Source organism: Actinokineospora lacus, assembly GCF_053813445.1.
The window spans coordinates 578,262-595,190 of sequence record NZ_JBQERA010000002.1; the positions used below are offsets into that span (position 1 = coordinate 578,262).

Genomic DNA, 16,929 nt, shown 5'->3' on the forward strand with positions numbered 1-16,929 from the left:
TTCGGCCCGGCTGTCGCGAGCGGGGTTTGAGGACAGGCGCTAGGTCGTGTTCAGGTTCGGGAGAGTCGTGATCAGCCTGGTCACTGGCGGTGCGGCGGGATCGCCCTGATACCGGTGTGTATCCGGCCCGTGCCGTCAGCGCCCGGATTGGCGCGGCCATGCCGTTGAACCACGGCCTAACGCCAGCGTCGCCGGTGCGCGGTGTTCTCCTGCGCCGCGTAGGCGATCGCGTCGGGGTGGACCGGTTCGGCCGACCACGCCAACAGGGTGCGCGCGGCGCCGTCGACCAGGCGCCCGCCCCGCGCGGTCAGCTCGCCGCCCGCCATCAGCGCGCACGCGGCCGACAGCGCCGCCGAGCGCCAGCGGGCGAACTCGCGCTCGGCCCGGAGCCCGCCGCCGAGCCCGCGCCTGCGCCGCCAGAAGCCCGCGACGCCGAGGAAGGCGTAGACGCCGTGCAGCAAACCGGCCGCGGGCCGCGGGTCTGTCCGCCACGGCGCGTAGTAGCGGGCCTGGCCCGTGCCCGTGGTCAGCGGGTGGATGTCCATGACGGCGGCGAGCTTGGCGTGCTGGAGCTCGTGCACCAGCGTGGCCGCCAGCGTTTCCGCGTCGGTGTTGAACGTCAGGAACACGCACCCCAGCGCGTCGGTGACGGTCAGGCTGTTGGCCTGCCCGCCCCGCGCGGCCATGGGCGCCAGCGTGGTGATCACCGCGGCGAACTCCGCCGCCGCAGTCGGGTCGGTGCCGACGAGCACGTGCCACGCCTCGCGGAGCAGCGCCGTGCACGCGGCGATGTCGACGGTGTGGGCCTGGTCCAGCCCGGGGGGCAGCAGGTGCGCGGGGAGCCCGGTGACGGCGAACGCGATCCCGTCGCCGACCCGCACGACGGGCGCGGGTTCCCAGCGCAGCCGGTCGGTCCTGGTCAGGCCCCCGACGGGCGAGGTGAGCGGCCCGAGCGAGGGCAGGAACCCGGCCGTGGCCGGGGGGAAGTCCAACTCGACCCCGACGCCCGCGCGGATGGCCACCGCGGCGGCGACGAACGCGAGACCGCCGGGGTCGCGGGCCGCCGCCCACGCCCCGACCGCCGGGTCGTCGAGCACCCGGGCGAACGCCGCGGGGGCCTGGCGGGCCAGCGCGGCGAGCGTCCGCCAGGCCGGCGCGTCGCGGTCCGCCACGCTCGCGATGAACAACAGGGTGGTGCTGCGCCGGGCCCGCACCAGCAGCCGGGCCAGGTCCGGGCCCCCGCCGCCGCCCGCGAGCGCGTCGATCTCGCCGGGGCCGAGCGAGATCACCGGGAGCGCGCCGGTCACCGCGTTCCGGTCAGCCGCCGCACATCGGCGGCGAGCCGCGCGCGGACGTGGGTGGTGAAGCGGAACAGGTCCGGGCAGTAGACCGAGGGGTTGTCGAACCCGCTGCCCGGCGCGAACCGGTGGGCGGGATGCCCCCCGCCGCAGACCGAGAAGACCGCGCAGGCGCGACAGGTCGCCGACGGCGGGTCCGGCAGCAGGGGCAGGACGGCGTCGATCCGGTCCTCCCGCACGGTGAACCCGGTCGCCCCCGCCCCCTGGTACGCGACCGCGAGGATGTCCGAGCGCTCCATGCCGCCGTCGGTCTCGATCACCACCTGCGGCGACGGCTCGGTGCCCAGCCCCTCGACGAGCGAGCGGCCGCCCAGCCACAGCGCCGTCACCGCGTCGAAGAACCGGACGGCGACCGGGTCGGGGGCGGCGTAGCAGTGGTCGAAGACCGCGATCAGCCAGTCCGCGTAGGGGGTTCGCGCCTGTCGGGCGCCGAGCCCCGGCGGCGGCGCGGCCCAGGTCCCGTGCGGCAGCAGGAAATCGATGACGGGCGGGGCGAACCCGGCCAGCGCGGTGTAGGTGTCGACCGGGTCGTTGGCGAGGTCGACGACACACAGCAGGCCCGCGAACAGGTCGCGGTACTCCGGGCTGGACAGCAGGTCCACGGCCGCGCGCACCCGGTGGTGGCTGCGCCTGCCGTCGTGGGTCCTGCGGTGCCGGTCGTGCGCGGCGGCGTCGCCGTCGAGGCTGACCCCGACCCGGATGTCGTGCGCGCGGAACAGGTCCAGGAACTCCCGGTCCAGTCGCACGCCGTTGGTCTGGACCGTGATCCGCGTCGCCGCCGGTATCCGCGCGCGGGCGTCGCGCGCCACGGAGTCGATGAACGCCCGCCCGGCCAACAGCGGTTCCCCGCCGTGCAGCACGATCTCCACCTCGGCCAGCCCGTGCGCCAGGACGTGTTCGGCGATCCGGGTCACCGCCAGCGCGGCGGTTTCCGGCGCCATGGCGGGGATTCGCCCCCGCCACCGCTGATCAGCGGAGGTGAAGACGTAGCAGTAGTCGCAGGCCAGGTCGCAGCGGCCGTGCACTTTCAGGACGAACTGCCGCACCGCGCGTGTCACGGTCCCCCTCCGCGAGTGTGGGCCGGGCAATTCCGAGCCCTGCTTCCATGAAACAGTGCGCGCACCCCGGCCGCAGTCGACCGAATGGGGTATTTGGCGATAGGCTCCGACAAAAGGGGTATCGTAGGATTCCGCGGCAAGTGCGTCTCGGGTTGTTCAAACTATTGGACAAAAAGAGGACAGATGACGTCCAAGGACACGACAACGGCTCCCGATCCCGGCGATGACGGCGGCCTGCTCGACGTGAGCGGCATCGACTTGGCCGTTCTCACCGGGCTCCCGGGTTCGGTGCTGGGCAACGCCCTGCGTCGCGTCCTCGCCGAGAGGGCCGCCGTGCCGGACCGGTTCGCCGCATTCGAGAGCGCGCTCTAGTTCGATTGCGCCGATCGAGTGATTGGTCCGTCCACACGCGAACGATTCACCGGTGGGTCCGATAGAAAGAAGGAGGCACGTCGGTTGAGCGGGAGCGAGATGGGCAGTCCGCCGATGGCGATCGGTCAGACGAGAGTGTGTGTCGCGTTTCCCGCGTCCCCCCGATGCGACCACGTCGACCTCACCGCGAATCTCGCCGCCGTCCTGGCCTGCGGCGGCAGGCGGGTGCTGGTCCTGGACTTCGCGAACGCCTACCGCGCCGTGCACGACTACCTCGACGTGTTCCCCGGCCAGATCACCACGTGCCCGGACCGGCTGCGCGAGCGGGTGCGCGCGCTCTGCGTGGAACCGACCGCCGCGGTGGGCGAGGTGCGCCGCTTCGACCTCCCGGGCGACCTCGGCGGCAGCGTCTCGACGCTGGTCATCGGCGAACCGGCCGCGCCGCCGACGCTCGACCTCGATCGCGCCGACCCCGAGGCGGTCGCCGCGCTGCGGGGCCGCCTGCTCGAGAGCGGGTACGACGACGTCCTGGTGGTGCTGCCCGAGTCCGACGCCGCCGACGCGCGGGCCGAGACCGTGGCGGGCATCCTCGCCGACACGGTCCTGGTCGTCTTCGGCCCCAGCACGCGGGCGGTGGCGGCCGCGGTCGACGTGGCCAGGGGCATCCGCAAGGCCGCTCCGCTCAACGTGGCCGTGCTGCCCGCGCTGACCAGGGTCCCCGCTGTCGACCGGCCGTCGCCGCTGATCGCCAGGGTGCGCTCGGAGGCCAACGGCATGTTCGCCGTGCTGTTCGCCGAGCAGGCCGAGCGGGTGCCGAAGCAGCGCTGCGCCGAACTGGCCCTCACGCCCTACTCGGAGTCATCGCCGATCCTCGCCGTGGTCGCCGAGGACCCGGGAACGGCACTGTGGCAGGAACACGTCCGGCTGGCGACCTGGCTCACCGACGACGGCGACTGGTCCGCCGTCCCCGCGCACATCCGCGCCGGGTACCGGTGGTCCCGCGGGCTCGACAGCGACCCGGGGACGCGGCCGGTCGTGATCGCGGGCCTGCCGGACACCCGCGAGTGGGTGCCGTGGGTGCGCACCCAGGTCATCCGCGCGGGCGGCACGGTGGTCGCGGCGGCCGACGCGGCGCCGGGCACCCCGGTGCTGCTGCTGCACCGCGCCGACGAGGACGAGGTCGCCGTGCCCGCCGAGGTCAGGGGCGCGGAGACCCTGGTCTCGTTCGCCGTGCCCGCCCCCGACGACGTCGCGGGGCCCGAGGCGTTCGCGGGCGGGGCGAGCCAGGCCGACGTCTTCCGCACGCGGCTGCTGTCCGCGCTGGGGTTCGTCGGCCCGAGCCGCTCGGCCGAGCGCGCCGCCACCCGCTTCCCCTGGTCGGTTCCCGCGAACCTCGGCCTGCCCGTGACCGCGGACCTGCCGGGGGTCGACGACCCCGACCTGGCGGCGCTGCGCGAGAAGCTGGTGCTGCCGACCGGAAGCCGGACCACCGTGCTCGTGCACGGCGGGTCGGGCACGGGCAAGAGCACGCTCGCGCGCGCCTACGCCGAGCACTACGCCTGGGACTACCAGGGCGTCTGGTGGCTGTCCTCACGGGACCGGCGCTCCCTGCTGCGGGCGGTCGCCGACCTGTCCAGTGCGGTCCTGCCCGGGGACCGGGTGGCCGCGCAGTACGGCAGCACCCGCGCCCTGGAGGCGGTGACCGCGCCCGGCAACAGCCGCTACCTGCTCGTCTACGACGGCTGCGACGACCTCGACATGCTCGCCGACGGGCTGCTCCCGGCCGCCGACGGCGACGTCCACGTGCTGGTGACCTCCCGCTCGCCCGCGAGCGGCGTGCCCGTCGACCACCGCGTCGAACTCGCCGAGCTGCGGCCCGAGCAGGCCGTCGCCCGGCTCACCGCGCGGGTCGCCGACCTGACGCCCCGCGCGGCGGCCGAGGTCGCCGAGGTGCTGGAGCACATCCCGCTCGCCGTGCGGCTGGCCGGGAGCTGGCTGCTGGAGACCGCGGCCCGCCACCGCAGGACGGGCCACGACGCGGTGGGCGCGGCCGGTGCCGCGCGGGCCGACCTGCTCGCCGCGCTCGCCGACCGGGCGCCGGGCGACCCGGTCGCGGCCATGGTGTCGGTCGTCAGCGACACCCTGCTCACCCGCGAGGGCTGGCTCGGCCAGGCGACGGTGCTGCTGTCGCGGTGCTTCGCCACGCTCGCGTCCAACGGCGTCGGCCTGGAGTTCGTCCAGTCGCGGGAGCTGACCCGCGCGCTGGCCGACAAGCTGGGACCCGCGGCGCGGAGCCTGCTCATCGACAGCGTCGAGATCGACCGCGCCCTGCGCCTCGGCGAGCGGTACGGCCTGCTGACGGTGGACTGGGGCCTGAGCGGGGTGGTCCGGCTGACCAGGGCGGTCACCGCGGCGCTCGCGGAGCTGGCCGACCCGGCTGAGGCGGCAGCGATCGCCGGGCTGGTCCTGTCCGCGCTGGCCGAGTTCGCGCCGACCGAGACCGCGACAGCGGTCAGCAGGCGCCGGTTCGAGCTCCTCGTCTGGCACGTCGAGCCCTCCGGCGCCCTGGACAGCACCGACGACCAGGTCCGCCGCTGGCTGCTCAACCAGGTGCGCTACCTCTACGAGCAGGACGTCAGGGCCATCTCCGAGGAGACCCTGGAGCACGGCGAGCGGCTGCTCGCGGCCTGGGACCGGGCGGGCATCCCGGCCGACGACCCGCTGCGGCTGCGGCTGATCGTGGCGCTGGCCAACCTGGCGCGGGCCCTCGGCGACCGCGACCGGGCCAAACGGCTCGACGTCGAGGTGCTCGACACGCGCGGCGAGGTCGCGCGGCCCACCTCGCTCGCCGCGTCCCGCGGGCTCGGCGGCGACGACCGCGGCCTCGGCCACTACCTCGACGCCCTGGCCACCGACCAGCTGGTGTGGCGCGGGTATGTCCGGGAACTGGGCGAGGACCACCCGCAGACCAGGATGGCGGCCAACAACCTCGCCACCTCGCTGTACCTCTCGGGCAACACCCAGCGCGCGCTCGCCGTGGAACGGCAGAACCACAGCCGCCGGGTCCGGCTCTTCGGTGAGCGCCACGAGCGCACCGAGTGGTCCGAGGTGCGCATCGCCACGTACCAGCGGGACCTCGGCCTGGGCGACTCGCGCTCGCGCCTGGCGAACCTGGCCAAGAAGCTGCACGGGCGACCCGGCCGCGAGCGCCTGTCGCTGATCGCGCGCTGGCAGTGGAGCATGGTGCTGCGCGACACCGGCGAGCTGAGCACCGCCACCACGATCAGCACCGAGACCCTGGAGGGGTTCCGGTCGCTGCTGCCGCCCCGCCACCCCGACATCACCGCGGCGATGCTGACCAACGCCTCCATCACCCGCCGGTCGGGGCACCTGCCGCGCCAAGCGCAGGAGATGGCCCACAACGCCACCGGCAGGCTCGACCACCACGACTTCGCCGAGGGGCACCCGTTCCGCGCCCTGGCCGCCATGGGCCTCGGACTGGCCACCGCGGCCGCGGGCGACCACGACGCGGGCACCGAGCTGGTGAAGGGCGCGTACGAGTCGCTGCTCGCCCGGTTCGACCGCGCGCACCCGTGGACGCTCGCCGCGGTTATCGACCTCGCCGTGCTCACCGCCTCCGCCGGGGACCTGGACACGGCCGAGTCCCTCACCGACGAGGCCCTGGAGGACCTGCTGGACATCGTCGGCCCCACCCACCCGTACGTCACCATCGCCGGGCACAACCTGGGGCTCGCCCGCGCGGGCGGTCAGCGGAACTGGAGGGAGATCGATGTCGACATCCCGCACACCTGACCGGAACGCCCAGGCGACCTGGGTCAGCCCCGGGATCGGCGCCGACGACGCCCAGCTGGTCTCGGTGCGCGAGGCGTGCGAGGCCACCCTCTCCCGGTCCCCGTCGATCTCCTACCTGGGCTACCTGCGCGACGGCGTGCCGCTGATCCGGTGCGGCAGGGGGGAGGCGGGCGACGTCGGCGGGGAGACCGGCATGGCGAGCGCGTTCACCGTGCTCGCCAGGCAGATGGCCTACCACGTGCAGGACCTTGACGAAGACCTCCAGCGGGCCCGCACCGGCAGGCTCATCCGCACTGTCCTGCGCACCGACCGGCACGCGCTGTTCTACGACATGATCCAGCCCGGTCACGAGATCCTGGGCGTGGTCGCGCTGTCCGACCCGGACACCGACGAGAGCACCGCGCTGGCCGGGGACAAGGTGGTCGCCGAGCTCGCGGGCCGCCTGCGGGCCGAGGCCCGGCTGATGCCCGTCAACCACGGGGCCTTCGAGTGCGCCCACGACGGACCGCCGCCGCGGGTGCCGACCGAGGGCAGCGTGCAGGACCGCCTCCGGGCCGTGGTCGGGCCCGACGGGCTGCACTTCGCCTCCTACTGGGTCAACGGCAGGCGCGAGGAGGTCGAGCACTGCTTCGACCACCCCGACCTCGTCTCGCCGGGCATCGTCGGCGCGGAGGCCGAGATCAGCCCGCAGCAGCGGCTCGACTTCCACCTCGCCTTCGCCCGCAGGCTCAGGACCCTGGCCACGGACCTGAAGCTCACCTGCGGCGGGGCGCTCAAGGGCAGGCTCAACCGGATCGTGCTCGACGTGGAGGCGGGCGCGGTGTTCTACGCCCGCCTGCCCACCCAGCGCTACCTCACCGCGGTCACCCTCTCGCAGCCGATGGTGGCCGCGGCCGACGAGACCGTCACGCGGTTGGCGCGCACGCTCAACGGCGGCACGCCGTGACCGCGATCCCCACCAGAGCCCGGTTTCGGGGCCGCCCGGCATGAACGGCGCCACCCGATCCGTGCTCATGCTCGCCACGGCGGGGACGGGCTGGCTGGTCGCCGACCAGCTGGGCCTGTCCGACGTCGAGGGCTCCACCGCGTACACGTGGGCGATCACCGCGCTGCTGGGAGTCGGGCTCTACGCCGCGGCGTACGGCATCGACCTGCGCGAGGCGCGCGCGCACCTGCGCACCGCCGTGCTGGCCGTCACCGTCGGCGTGCTGGCGAAGGTGGCCGTGGTCGCCACCATCATGGTGGTGTTCTTCGGCGACCCGCGCATGGTCCTGCTGGCGGTCGCGGTCGCCCAGATCGACCCGCTGTCGGTCGCCGCGGTGCGGCACCGCACCCGGCTCTCGCCCGCGGGCTCGTCGCTGCTGTCGGTGTGGGCGTCCTTCGACGACCCGGTCACCGTGCTGCTGACCGCGTACCTGGCGGCGTTCGTGCTCAGCGGCGAAGGCGACGCCGGGCTGGGCGCGCTCGACAGCGGTCTGCTGCCCCTGCTGACCAACCTGGCGCTCAACCTGCTGCTGGCCGCCGCGGCGTACGCCGTGTGGCGGGCCTACCAGTCCCGCGCGGGGCTGACTCGGTCGGCGAGCAGGCGGCGCTGGGGCCGGGTGGCCACCGTGGTCGTCGTGCTGGCCTTCGCGGTGGTGGCGGTCTGGTACGCGCTCCTGCTGTCCCTGGCGTTCATCGGGCTCTTCGTCCGCCCGCGGATGGACGCGCTCATCGACCGGGTCGCCACCGGCGCCCTGTTCGCCGCCACCTTCGCCATCGGCATGGTGCTCGTGGTCGACCGGGTGACCGCGCTGACCGGCGTGGTGCTGGGCACGGCGGCCTTCTTCGCCCAGTTCCTGGTCGCGCTGGTGCTGCCCGCGCGCGGGCTCTCGGCAAGCGACCGGATGGGTTTGGCGTTCGCGCAGCAGAACGGCCTGACCGCGATCGTGCTGGCGCTGCTGCTCGAACCGCTGTACCCGGGCGCGGCCGGAATCCTGGCCTTCGCCGTCGTGGTGGTGAACCTGCTGCACGGGGCCGCCAACGCGTTCCCGTCGCGCCGACCGCCACCGGGGCCCGATATCGAGCGGGAGCGCCCGCCGCCGCCGCCGACAACGCCGCCGCCGCCGAAGAATGATCCGCCGCGGGTCAGGCCCGTTCGCTGGACACGTCCAGCGCGACAGCCTTGATCCGGGCCGCGAACCCGGACAGCACGAAGACCGCCTGCTCGACGGGGTCGGTCGCGCCGATGCCGGTGGCGGGCGGGTCGGCGACCGCGGTGAGCGGCGCGAGGTCCGTCAGCGGCACCCAGTCCTCCATGGCCTGGTAGGTCTCGCAGATCGCCGCCAGCTCCCGCTCCGCCGAGTCCGTGCGGGCGGACTCGCGGAACCACTCGGCCATCCTGGCCCGGAACTGGCGGAGGAAGGACGCGACGATGACGGCCGCGCCGATGGCTTTGCGGGTCCCGGACTCGAAGAACTGGTCGCGGAACACCGCCGCCGCGTCGTAGCCGCCCCGGCTGAACGCGGCCTGCACGCGCGGGGCGAAGCCGAGCAGCCGGTCCACCCGCTCCTCCGCCACGGTGAACAGGTCGGCCACCGACGCGGGCAGCGGGTCCGGCTCCCGCCCGGCCTCGGCGGGCCGGGCCGCCATCAGCGGCGCCAGCTGCGCGGCGATCTCCCGGGCGATGAGCTTCGAGTTCGGCTCCGGGCGGTCGGCGACGGTGGTGACCATGGCCGAGATGTCGTCGAGCACGCGCGAGAGCCGCGACAGGGCGACCTTGTCGAGGGGCGCCGTCGCGGGGCCCGCGGTCAGCGCCGCGGTGAGGTCGGCCTCGAATGTCGTCCGGCGCACGATCGGGTCGGCGCGCAACTGAGCGCGGATGGTGACGAGCGCGGAGTTGCTCGGGACCCCGACGGTGACCACGACGAGCGGCCCGCGCGGATTCTGCCCGCGCACGGCCGTAACCCACTCGGTGAACCGCGCGATCTCCGCCTGGGAGAGCAGTGATCGCGCCACCAGGACCGCGCAGTCACCGTCGGGGTGACCGGACTCGACCCGGAACTCCGCCCACGAGTGGGCTTCCAGCGGCAGTGTGTGCTCTGGCGAGAGCGCCCAGTGGTTGCGCGCCGCGACCGCCCGGATCTCGTCCAGCACGGTGTCGAAGGTCGCGGGCGTGAGCAGGCGTGCCGCCTGGTACAGGATCTCATGGGTGATCTCCGGCAGGTCCTCGACCCACGCGGGCCGCTCGTCTTCTGCCGAGGGCTGCGCGGGACCGCCGTCGAGGCGCCCCTCGTTCGCCAGGGCGAACGCGCGGTGCAGCAGCCGCGCGACCTGGCGCGGGTTGCCCCGGGTGACGTCGCGGATGGTGTGCTGGGCGTTCTCGGTGAACGGCGGGAACTGGCGCCTGCGGAAGGTCCGCTCGTGCGAGCGCAGGATGAACTCGATGATGTCGTTCTCGGTGAAGCCGCCCAGTTCCACGTGCTCGGTGATGCGCTCGCGGACTTTCGGGGTGAGGTCGTCCACGAGGTCGGGCAGCCCGCAGAGGATGAAGCACGCGCCGGAGCGCTTGGCGGTCTCCAGCAGGACGCGGAACGCCTCCAGCAGCCGGTCGCGCGGGGTGTCGCTGCGGGCGAAGATGTCGCTCATCTCATCGATGGCCAGGACGAACTTCTGGTCGCGCCCGCCGAGGACCAGGGCCAGCACGCCGAGCGCGTCCAGCGCGGCGAGGTCGTCGTCGATGCGGTGCTCCACGCGCCGGTTGCGCAGCGCGATCCCCGGCTCGGCGCCGTTGAGCCACTCCCACACCGGGTCCGCCATGCGCTCGTCCCGCATCAGCAGCGACAGCGCGGTGGTGAAGTCGCCGTTGTCGGTGACCCGGGCGAGGTTCTCGTGCACCCGCCGGTTGACGACGCTGGACAGCACGTCGTACTCGCGTTCCACGTGGTGGGTTTCGCCCCGGCTCCAGAGGTGGGCGTGCGGCACGTCGTTGTCCCGCAGTTCGGCCTCGACCGCGTCGGCGTAGTACTGGCTGACCTGCCGGACCAGTTCGCCCTTGGTGACGGCCTTGAGGAAGTTCCGGTACAGCGCGAGGAACCCGTCCTCGCCCGCCACGACGTACAGCGCCCGGCCGGGGTCGCCGATCGTGCGCAGCGCCTCATCGACCATACGCACCAACAGGTGCGTCTTCCCGGTTCCGTAATCCCCGGAAAGCATGATCGTGATGCCGTTCCCGCGCCCGTCGGTCTCGGCGAGATAGGCGCGCAGTGGCGCGAAAGCGCGGTGGTGCGCGGCGGTGCCGACATTGGTCTCGGCACTGTCCGGGTCGTGCCCGATGAGCGCGGTGTCCGCGATCGCGGTCGAGCGGAACGGATTCCTGCGCAACGCGTGTCCGCCGGTGCTCATCTCATTGCCCTCGCCGTCGAGTCATGGGACCAGGGTCCTCGCGAAGTCGACATCGGTCACGACATCGTCCGTGGTGTAGTTCGTCTTCGTGCTCATGCGGGCCTGGTATGCCCTGAACAGCAACTCCTGCACCCGTCGGATGGAGTTGGTGTGCCTGGCGAGGTACGTGAGACCGGAGTTGTCCACGCCCGGGAAGATACCGCTTCCCTGGCACCGGGTCAGCCGATTCCGCACGAATTCCTGAATCTCGTCGGAGGTGATTGGACGCAGGGTGATAATCATCGGCGGCACCGAATGTGAGGGTCTCTTGTACCGTAAGTGGTCAAAATGCTCACTTTGGAGTGAACTGGTCTCGGTGACGAAGACCACGCGCTTGGCGCAACCGGAATAGGCGTAGTTGGTGATCTCGTCGACCAGGTCGTCCGGCGTCGGCAGGCAGACGACCAGGACGATGTTCGGCTTCAGGAGGTTGGACAGCCTGCGCAGCGCCAGGAGGTTGCCCTTCTCCCTGGCCTCCTTCGCCAACTCGTCCTGCGCGCCCTGGTAGATCAGGCCGTCGCTGTGCAGGACGTCGAAGAGCTCGTCGCACACGTGCCTGATCCGGTCGGGGATCGACAGCTGGTTGGCCGGGTCGAACGGCGCGGGCAGGACCCAGTCGAGGTTCTTGACCACCACGGTGGCGGAGCCCGCGAGTTCGCGGGTCATGTGGAAGACGCACCTGTTCACCAGGGCCGTCTTCCCGCAACCGGAATCGCCCGCGACCAGCAGGTAGCCGCCGCGCTCGACAACGGTCCCCGCGTTGAACTCCGCGTGGAACCTCGCGTAGGCGGCCTCGCTGCCGCACACGTCGACGTACAGCTCGTCGTGGCTGCCGTCTTCGTGCGGGCGCAGGACCCGCACGGAGTCGGCCTGGACCCCGGGCAGCGCGAAGGGGTTCAGCAGGTCCCCGCCGGCCGTCACGGCGCGTTCCCGGTGCTCGGGATCGCTGTCGGCGCCTTGTCGTCCTCATCCTTGTCGGGATTGCGCACCCGCGGCCTCGCCAAACCCGCCGCCACCCGTTGGAGCGCGGTCTGCAGGATGCTGACCTGGCGCCGGACCTCGCGCGCGCGGGCCTCCTTGTCGCCTTCCCAGCCCGCGGTGAGCGCGTCCATGCCGAGATCACCGCTGACCAGCCGCGTGTGGCAGGCCGCGGCGGTGGTCCAGCCCGGGTTTTCCGCGGCGGCCTCGGCCACCTTGCCCGCCAGCACGCCGTGGGCCAGGCGCAGCCGCTCGACCGGACGGTTGCCTGCCAGTTCGTGCGTGTAGTGCCGGGCCGCGGCGTCGAACTCGGTCAGGGCGGCCCGCAGGGCGGCTGCCTGCTGGCGGCGGCGGTTCCGGCGTTCGGTGGCCAGCGCGGCGAAGTAGGTCAGCAGCGCGGCGGCGACCGCGGTCAGGAAGGGCAGGAGGTCGGCGAAGACGCCCGGCTGTGGCTTGACCGACTCGTACAGCGCCTCGCACGTGTCCTCGAACGCGGTGGCGTCGCGCTTGCGCCACGCGGCGACATCGCCTATCGCGGACCGGTTCTCGGCCTTCCCGAGGGCGACGGCGGCCTCCTGGAGCGCGTCTCGCTGCTTGGGCGCGAGGCAGTAGACGACGTGCGCGTCGTCAATCGCGAGCGCGGTGGCGGGCGAGAGGAGGCAGAAGACCGCGACCATGGACCACACCGCGGCGCGGCGTGGCCACCCGGCTGTCGCACGGTCCACCCTCACCCCCGCGGCCCAAGTACCGATCAACTCTACCGAAATCACGGTCGCGCATTTGGGTTGTTCATTACGCACGCCACCCGATCGGCGTAGCGCGCGCGTCACCTTCTCGTCAGCGCGGGACGAATAGGCGAGAAATGCTCGGCATGGCTATAAGCGGCGCAGTGCGGCGCGAATGGCGTCCACGGTCTCGGCGCTGGTTGAGGCGTGTGGGGAGAACCGGATGTGGTCGGCGCGCACGGTGGCGGCGATTCCGTGGTCCCGGAGCACCGCTTTCGCCCGGTCGGGGTCGGGCGCGGCGACGGTCAGCATGGTGGGGCCGGTCGACACCACGCGCGCGCCCGCCGCGCGGATCGTGTCGGCGAGCAGGCCGACCCGCTCGGCGATCCGGGCCTCGATGGCGGGCACCCCGACGCCCTCGACGAGGTCCAGCGCGGTCGCCAGCGCGCCCGAGGTGACCGGGCTGAGGTTGGTGATGTTCCACCGGGCGGCGCCGTCGGCCGGGTCGTGGAGGCGGGCGTCGAAACGCGTCGGGTCCGCGACGCCCGTCCAGCTCGACACCAGCGGCTCCAGCCGGGCCATGGCGCGCTCGGACAGCGCCGCGAACCCGGTTCCCCACCCGGCGCGCAGCCACTTCTGCCCGCCGACGACGAGGACGTCGGCGGCCGCCCACGCCGAGCCGACGGCGCCGAACCCCTGGATGCCGTCGACCACCAGCACCCGGTCGCCCACGACGTCGCGCAGGGCGGCCAGGTCCACGCGGTGGCCGGTGCGGAAGTCGACCGCGCTGACCGCCACCGCCGCGGTGTCGCGGGTCAGCGCGGCGGCCACGGTCCCCGGCGTGGCGGGAGCGCGCAGCCACCGGACGGTGAGCAGCCCCGCCTGCTCGGCCCTGGCCCACGGGTAGGTGTTGGCCGGGAAGTCCGCCGCGGGGACCACGACCTCGCCCCGGCAGCCGAAGGCGGCCTGCACGAGGCCGAGGCTGGTGTTCGGGACGAGGAAGACCTGCTCGGGGGTCGTGCCGCAGAGGCGGGCCGCCACCGCCGTCGCCCGGGTCTCCTCGGCCATCAGCTCGTCCACGGTGTCGGCCCCGGCCCGCGCCGCGCGCCGCGTCAGGGTCTCGGTGGTGGTGATGACCGACCGGCCCGGCGGTCCGAAGCGGGCGAAGTCCGCGTAGCCGGTGGGCTCGTCGAACTCGGCCAGGTAGGAGCTGTCGATGGCGCCTGTCTCCGTGCTGGGCGTCGATCCCCTGTCAGGTCATGCGGTCAGGTCGTGCTGCCAGGTCATGATGGCGAGATCATGCTGTCAGGGTCATGCTGGCGGGGGGCATGGTGGACGACGGGACGCGTGCCCTGGTGGTGGGGTCAGCGGCGGGCGAAGGCCGGGGTCGGCTCCGTGCGCACGCCGCGGCCGATGATGGTCGCCGGGATGGCGCGCAGGCGGGGGACCCGGCTCAGCAGGCGCAGGGGCAGGGGCAGCGTGTCTGATCCGGCCACCTCGACCTCCCCGCGCACCACCGGCCCGATCGCCCGCCAGTGCACGAACCGCTGCAGCGTCTGCACCGCGACCGTCGGGAACAGCCTGCGCCGCCGGACCTTCGCCAGGTCCTTGCCCGTCAGCGTGCCCTGCCTGATCTTCCCCGCCAGCAGCCCGGCCGTGGCGATGGCGTCCTGGACGGCGAGGTTGATGCCGATACCGCCCACCGGGGACATCGCGTGGGCGGCGTCGCCGATGCACAGCAGGCCGTCCACATGCCACTGGCGCAGCCGGTCCAGCTTGACGTCGAGCACCTTCACGTCGTCCCACGAGGACAGGGCGCCCTCGCGGCCCGCCAGCCACGGGGCGCCCGCGGCCATCTGCCGGACGATGTCGCCGACCTCGCCGCGGCGCGCCGCCTGGTCGGTGCCCTTGCCGATGAGCACCGCGCTCTGCCAGTACTCGCCGCGGTCGATCATCACCGCGGCCCGCGCGGCGGTGATGGTGGCGACGATGCCGGAGGGGTCGTCGCCGTGCCGCGGCAGGCGGAACCACCAGACGTCCATCGGGGTCGCGTAGGACTTGGGCGTCAGGCGCGCCGAGGAGCGCAGCAGCGATGAGCGGCCGTCGGCGGCGACGGTCAGGTCCGCGGTGATCTCGCCGCTGTCCCCGTCGCGGGTCATGTAGGTGACGCCGGTGACCTTGCCGCGGTCGCGGATGAGTCCGGTGGCTTCGGTGTCCATGCGCAGGGTGAACGTGGGCTCGGCCGAGGCCGCCTTCAGCAGCAGGTTGAGGAAGTCCCACTGCGGCACCATCGCGATGTAGGGGTGCCTGCCCTTCAGCCGCGACAGGTCCCCCACCTGCACGATCCGGCCCTTCACCGGCAGGCCGACCTGATCGATGCGCCGCTGCGGTATCGCGGCGAACTCCTCGCCGAGGCCGAGGTCGTCGAGCAGGTCGAGGGTGGGCGGGTGCACCGTGTCGCCGCGGAAGTCGCGCAGGAAGTCCGAGTGCTTCTCCAGCACGGTCACCTCGATGCCCGCGCGGGCCAGCAGCAGGCCCAGCACCATCCCGGCGGGCCCGCCGCCGACCACGCACACCGTCGTCCGGTCCATGATCCCCTCCATTATTTCAACAGCAGTTGAATAACTACAGGATGCACCGGGACGCAGGCGCGGTCAAGGCGGGCCACGGCGTTACGCTCACCACGCCATGACGACGCCACACGCAGACACCCCCGTCCGGGCCCGCTTCTGCCCGTCCCCCACGGGCACCCCGCACGTCGGGCTCATCCGGACCGCCCTGTTCAACTGGGCCTTCGCCCGCAACGCGGGCGGCAGGCTCGTCTTCCGCATCGAGGACACCGACGCCGCCCGCGACTCCGAGGAGAGCTACGCCGCCCTCCTCGACGCGCTGCGGTGGCTGGGCATCGACTGGGACGAGGGCCCCGAGGTCGGCGGCGACTTCGGGCCGTACCGGCAGAGCCAGCGCAAGGACCGCTACGCCGAGGTCATCGCCAAGCTGGTCGAGGGCGGCGAGCTCTACGAGTCCCACTCCACCCCCGACGAGGTCGAGGCCCGGCGCAGGGCCGCGGGCCAGGACCCCAAGCTCGGCTACGACAACGCCGACCGCGACACCACCGACGCCCAGCGCGCGGAGTTCGCCGCCGCGGGCCGCGAGCCGGTGCTGCGCCTGCGGATGCCCGAGCGCGACATCACCTTCACCGACCTGGTGCGCGGGGAGATCACCTTCCCGGCGGGCAGCGTCCCGGACCCCGTCCTGGTGCGCGCCAACGGCCAGCCGCTGTACACCCTGGTCAACCCGGTCGACGACGCCCTCATGCGGATCACCCACGTGCTGCGCGGCGAGGACCTGCTGCCCTCCACCCCGCGCCAGATCGCCCTCTACGAGGCGTTGTGTCGCGTCGGGGTCGCCGAGTTCACGCCGCACTTCGGACACATGCCGCTCGTGCGCGGCGAGGGCAACAAGAAACTGTCCAAGCGCGACCCCGAGTCGGACCTGTTCGCCTACCGCACCCGCGGGTTCATCCCCGAGGGGATGCTGAACTACCTGGCGCTGCTCGGCTGGTCCATCGCCGAGGACCGCGACATCTTCACCATGGCCGAGATGGTGTCCGCCTTCGACATCGGCCGCGTCAGCCCGAACCCGGCGCGGTTCGACCTCAAGAAGGCCGAAGCCATCAACGCCGAGCACCTGCGCGCGCTCCCGGCCGAGGAGTTCGTCCGCCGGGCGGTGCCGTACCTGGTCGAGGCCGGGCTGCTGCCCGCCGAGCCGTCGGCCGAGCAGCTGGCCACGCTGGACGCCGTGGCGCCGCTGGTGCAGGAGCGGGTGATCGTGCTCTCCGACACCGCGGGCATGGTCCGGTTCCTGTTCACCGACGAGGCCGATTTCGCCCCCGAGGCGGACTCCGCGGCCAAGGCCCTCGGGCCGGACGCCAAGCCCGTTGTGGACGCGAGCATCGAAGCCCTTGCCGCACTGGGGGAGTGGACGACCCCGGCCATCGAGGCCGCGCTCAAGGCCGCGCTCATCGACGGGCTGGGCCTCAAACCGCGCAAGGCGTTCGCCCCCGTGCGGGTCGCGACGACCGGACGTACGGTTTCCCCGCCGCTGTACGAGTCGCTGGAGCTGCTCGGCCGGGAGCGCACGCTTGGGCGATTGCGCAAGGCACTTCCGTAACGACACGCCGACGGCCCGCGATATAGGCCC

Annotated in this window: 12 protein-coding genes; 5 read left to right on the top strand and 7 right to left on the bottom strand. The window is 73.1% G+C overall.

Features of this window, described 5'->3' with window-relative positions:
- Positions 1–176: 176 nt before the first annotated feature.
- Together ACTG9Q_RS07040 and ACTG9Q_RS07045 are read right to left on the bottom strand one after the other, a co-directional pair.
- On the bottom strand, positions 177–1,307 hold the full coding sequence (locus tag ACTG9Q_RS07040; RefSeq protein WP_455571798.1) for an aKG-HExxH-type peptide beta-hydroxylase: 1,131 nt from the start codon (positions 1,305–1,307) through the stop codon (positions 177–179).
- Entirely contained in the window at positions 1,304–2,416 is a 1,113-nt protein-coding gene (locus tag ACTG9Q_RS07045; RefSeq protein ID WP_455571799.1) for an FxsB family cyclophane-forming radical SAM/SPASM peptide maturase, read from the bottom strand. Before ACTG9Q_RS07045 ends, ACTG9Q_RS07040 begins: the two co-directional genes overlap by 4 nt.
- A gap of 183 nt (positions 2,417–2,599) precedes the next feature.
- On the opposite strand from ACTG9Q_RS07045, the gene fxsA reads away from it, so the two are divergent.
- The 4 genes from fxsA to ACTG9Q_RS07065 all read left to right on the top strand — a co-directional run bounded on the left by fxsA (position 2,600) and on the right by ACTG9Q_RS07065 (position 8,769).
- On the top strand, positions 2,600–2,788 hold the full coding sequence (gene fxsA / locus ACTG9Q_RS07050) for an FxSxx-COOH cyclophane-containing RiPP peptide (RefSeq protein WP_455571800.1): 189 nt from the start codon (positions 2,600–2,602) through the stop codon (positions 2,786–2,788).
- Positions 2,789–2,872: 84 nt separating this feature from the next.
- Positions 2,873–6,601, top strand: coding sequence for an FxSxx-COOH system tetratricopeptide repeat protein (gene fxsT, locus ACTG9Q_RS07055; protein WP_455571801.1), 3,729 nt, complete (start codon positions 2,873–2,875; stop codon positions 6,599–6,601).
- The gene (locus tag ACTG9Q_RS07060) at positions 6,579–7,547 is read left to right on the top strand and encodes a hypothetical protein (RefSeq protein WP_455571802.1); all 969 of its coding nucleotides are present in this window, start codon (positions 6,579–6,581) and stop codon (positions 7,545–7,547) included. Before fxsT ends, ACTG9Q_RS07060 begins: the two co-directional genes overlap by 23 nt.
- 40 nt (positions 7,548–7,587) lie before the next feature.
- Entirely contained in the window at positions 7,588–8,769 is a 1,182-nt protein-coding gene (locus ACTG9Q_RS07065) for a hypothetical protein (protein WP_455571803.1), read from the top strand.
- On the opposite strand, the gene ACTG9Q_RS07070 is transcribed toward ACTG9Q_RS07065, so the two are convergent.
- The 5 genes from ACTG9Q_RS07070 to ACTG9Q_RS07090 all read right to left on the bottom strand — a co-directional run bounded on the left by ACTG9Q_RS07070 (position 8,729) and on the right by ACTG9Q_RS07090 (position 15,317).
- A complete protein-coding gene (locus ACTG9Q_RS07070; protein WP_455571804.1) occupies positions 8,729–10,984 on the bottom strand; it encodes a hypothetical protein in 2,256 nt (751 codons plus the stop codon). The two genes, ACTG9Q_RS07065 and ACTG9Q_RS07070, sit on opposite strands and share 41 nt — an antisense overlap.
- A 21-nt stretch (positions 10,985–11,005) precedes the next feature.
- Positions 11,006–11,944, bottom strand: coding sequence for a hypothetical protein (locus tag ACTG9Q_RS07075; protein ID WP_455571805.1), 939 nt, complete (start codon positions 11,942–11,944; stop codon positions 11,006–11,008).
- Positions 11,941–12,726 (bottom strand): hypothetical protein, encoded by a 786-nt coding sequence (locus tag ACTG9Q_RS07080; RefSeq protein WP_455571806.1) that lies wholly within the window; start codon positions 12,724–12,726, stop codon positions 11,941–11,943. The genes ACTG9Q_RS07075 and ACTG9Q_RS07080 overlap by 4 nt, the downstream gene beginning before the upstream one ends.
- Positions 12,727–12,876: 150 nt before the next feature.
- Entirely contained in the window at positions 12,877–13,806 is a 930-nt protein-coding gene (locus tag ACTG9Q_RS07085) for an aminotransferase class V-fold PLP-dependent enzyme (RefSeq protein WP_455571807.1), read from the bottom strand.
- Between the two features lie 284 nt (positions 13,807–14,090).
- Positions 14,091–15,317 (bottom strand): FAD-dependent oxidoreductase, encoded by a 1,227-nt coding sequence (locus ACTG9Q_RS07090; protein ID WP_455571808.1) that lies wholly within the window; start codon positions 15,315–15,317, stop codon positions 14,091–14,093.
- A 97-nt stretch (positions 15,318–15,414) separates the two neighbouring features.
- On the opposite strand from ACTG9Q_RS07090, the gene gltX reads away from it, so the two are divergent.
- On the top strand, positions 15,415–16,899 hold the full coding sequence (gene gltX, locus ACTG9Q_RS07095) for a glutamate--tRNA ligase (RefSeq protein ID WP_455571809.1): 1,485 nt from the start codon (positions 15,415–15,417) through the stop codon (positions 16,897–16,899).
- The last annotated feature ends 30 nt before the right edge of the window (positions 16,900–16,929 follow it).

Bases quoted from the DNA above. Each gene is read 5' to 3' on its own strand.
- fxsA (WP_455571800.1), top strand. From the start codon at position 2,600: ATGACGTCCAAGGACACGACAACGGCTCCCGATCCCGGCGATGACGGC.
- ACTG9Q_RS07060 (WP_455571802.1), top strand. From the start codon at position 6,579: ATGTCGACATCCCGCACACCTGACCGGAACGCCCAGGCGACCTGGGTC.
- ACTG9Q_RS07065 (WP_455571803.1), top strand. From the start codon at position 7,588: ATGAACGGCGCCACCCGATCCGTGCTCATGCTCGCCACGGCGGGGACG.
- ACTG9Q_RS07070 (WP_455571804.1), bottom strand. From the start codon at position 10,984: ATGAGCACCGGCGGACACGCGTTGCGCAGGAATCCGTTCCGCTCGACC.
- ACTG9Q_RS07090 (WP_455571808.1), bottom strand. From the start codon at position 15,317: ATGGACCGGACGACGGTGTGCGTGGTCGGCGGCGGGCCCGCCGGGATG.
- gltX (WP_455571809.1), top strand. From the start codon at position 15,415: ATGACGACGCCACACGCAGACACCCCCGTCCGGGCCCGCTTCTGCCCG.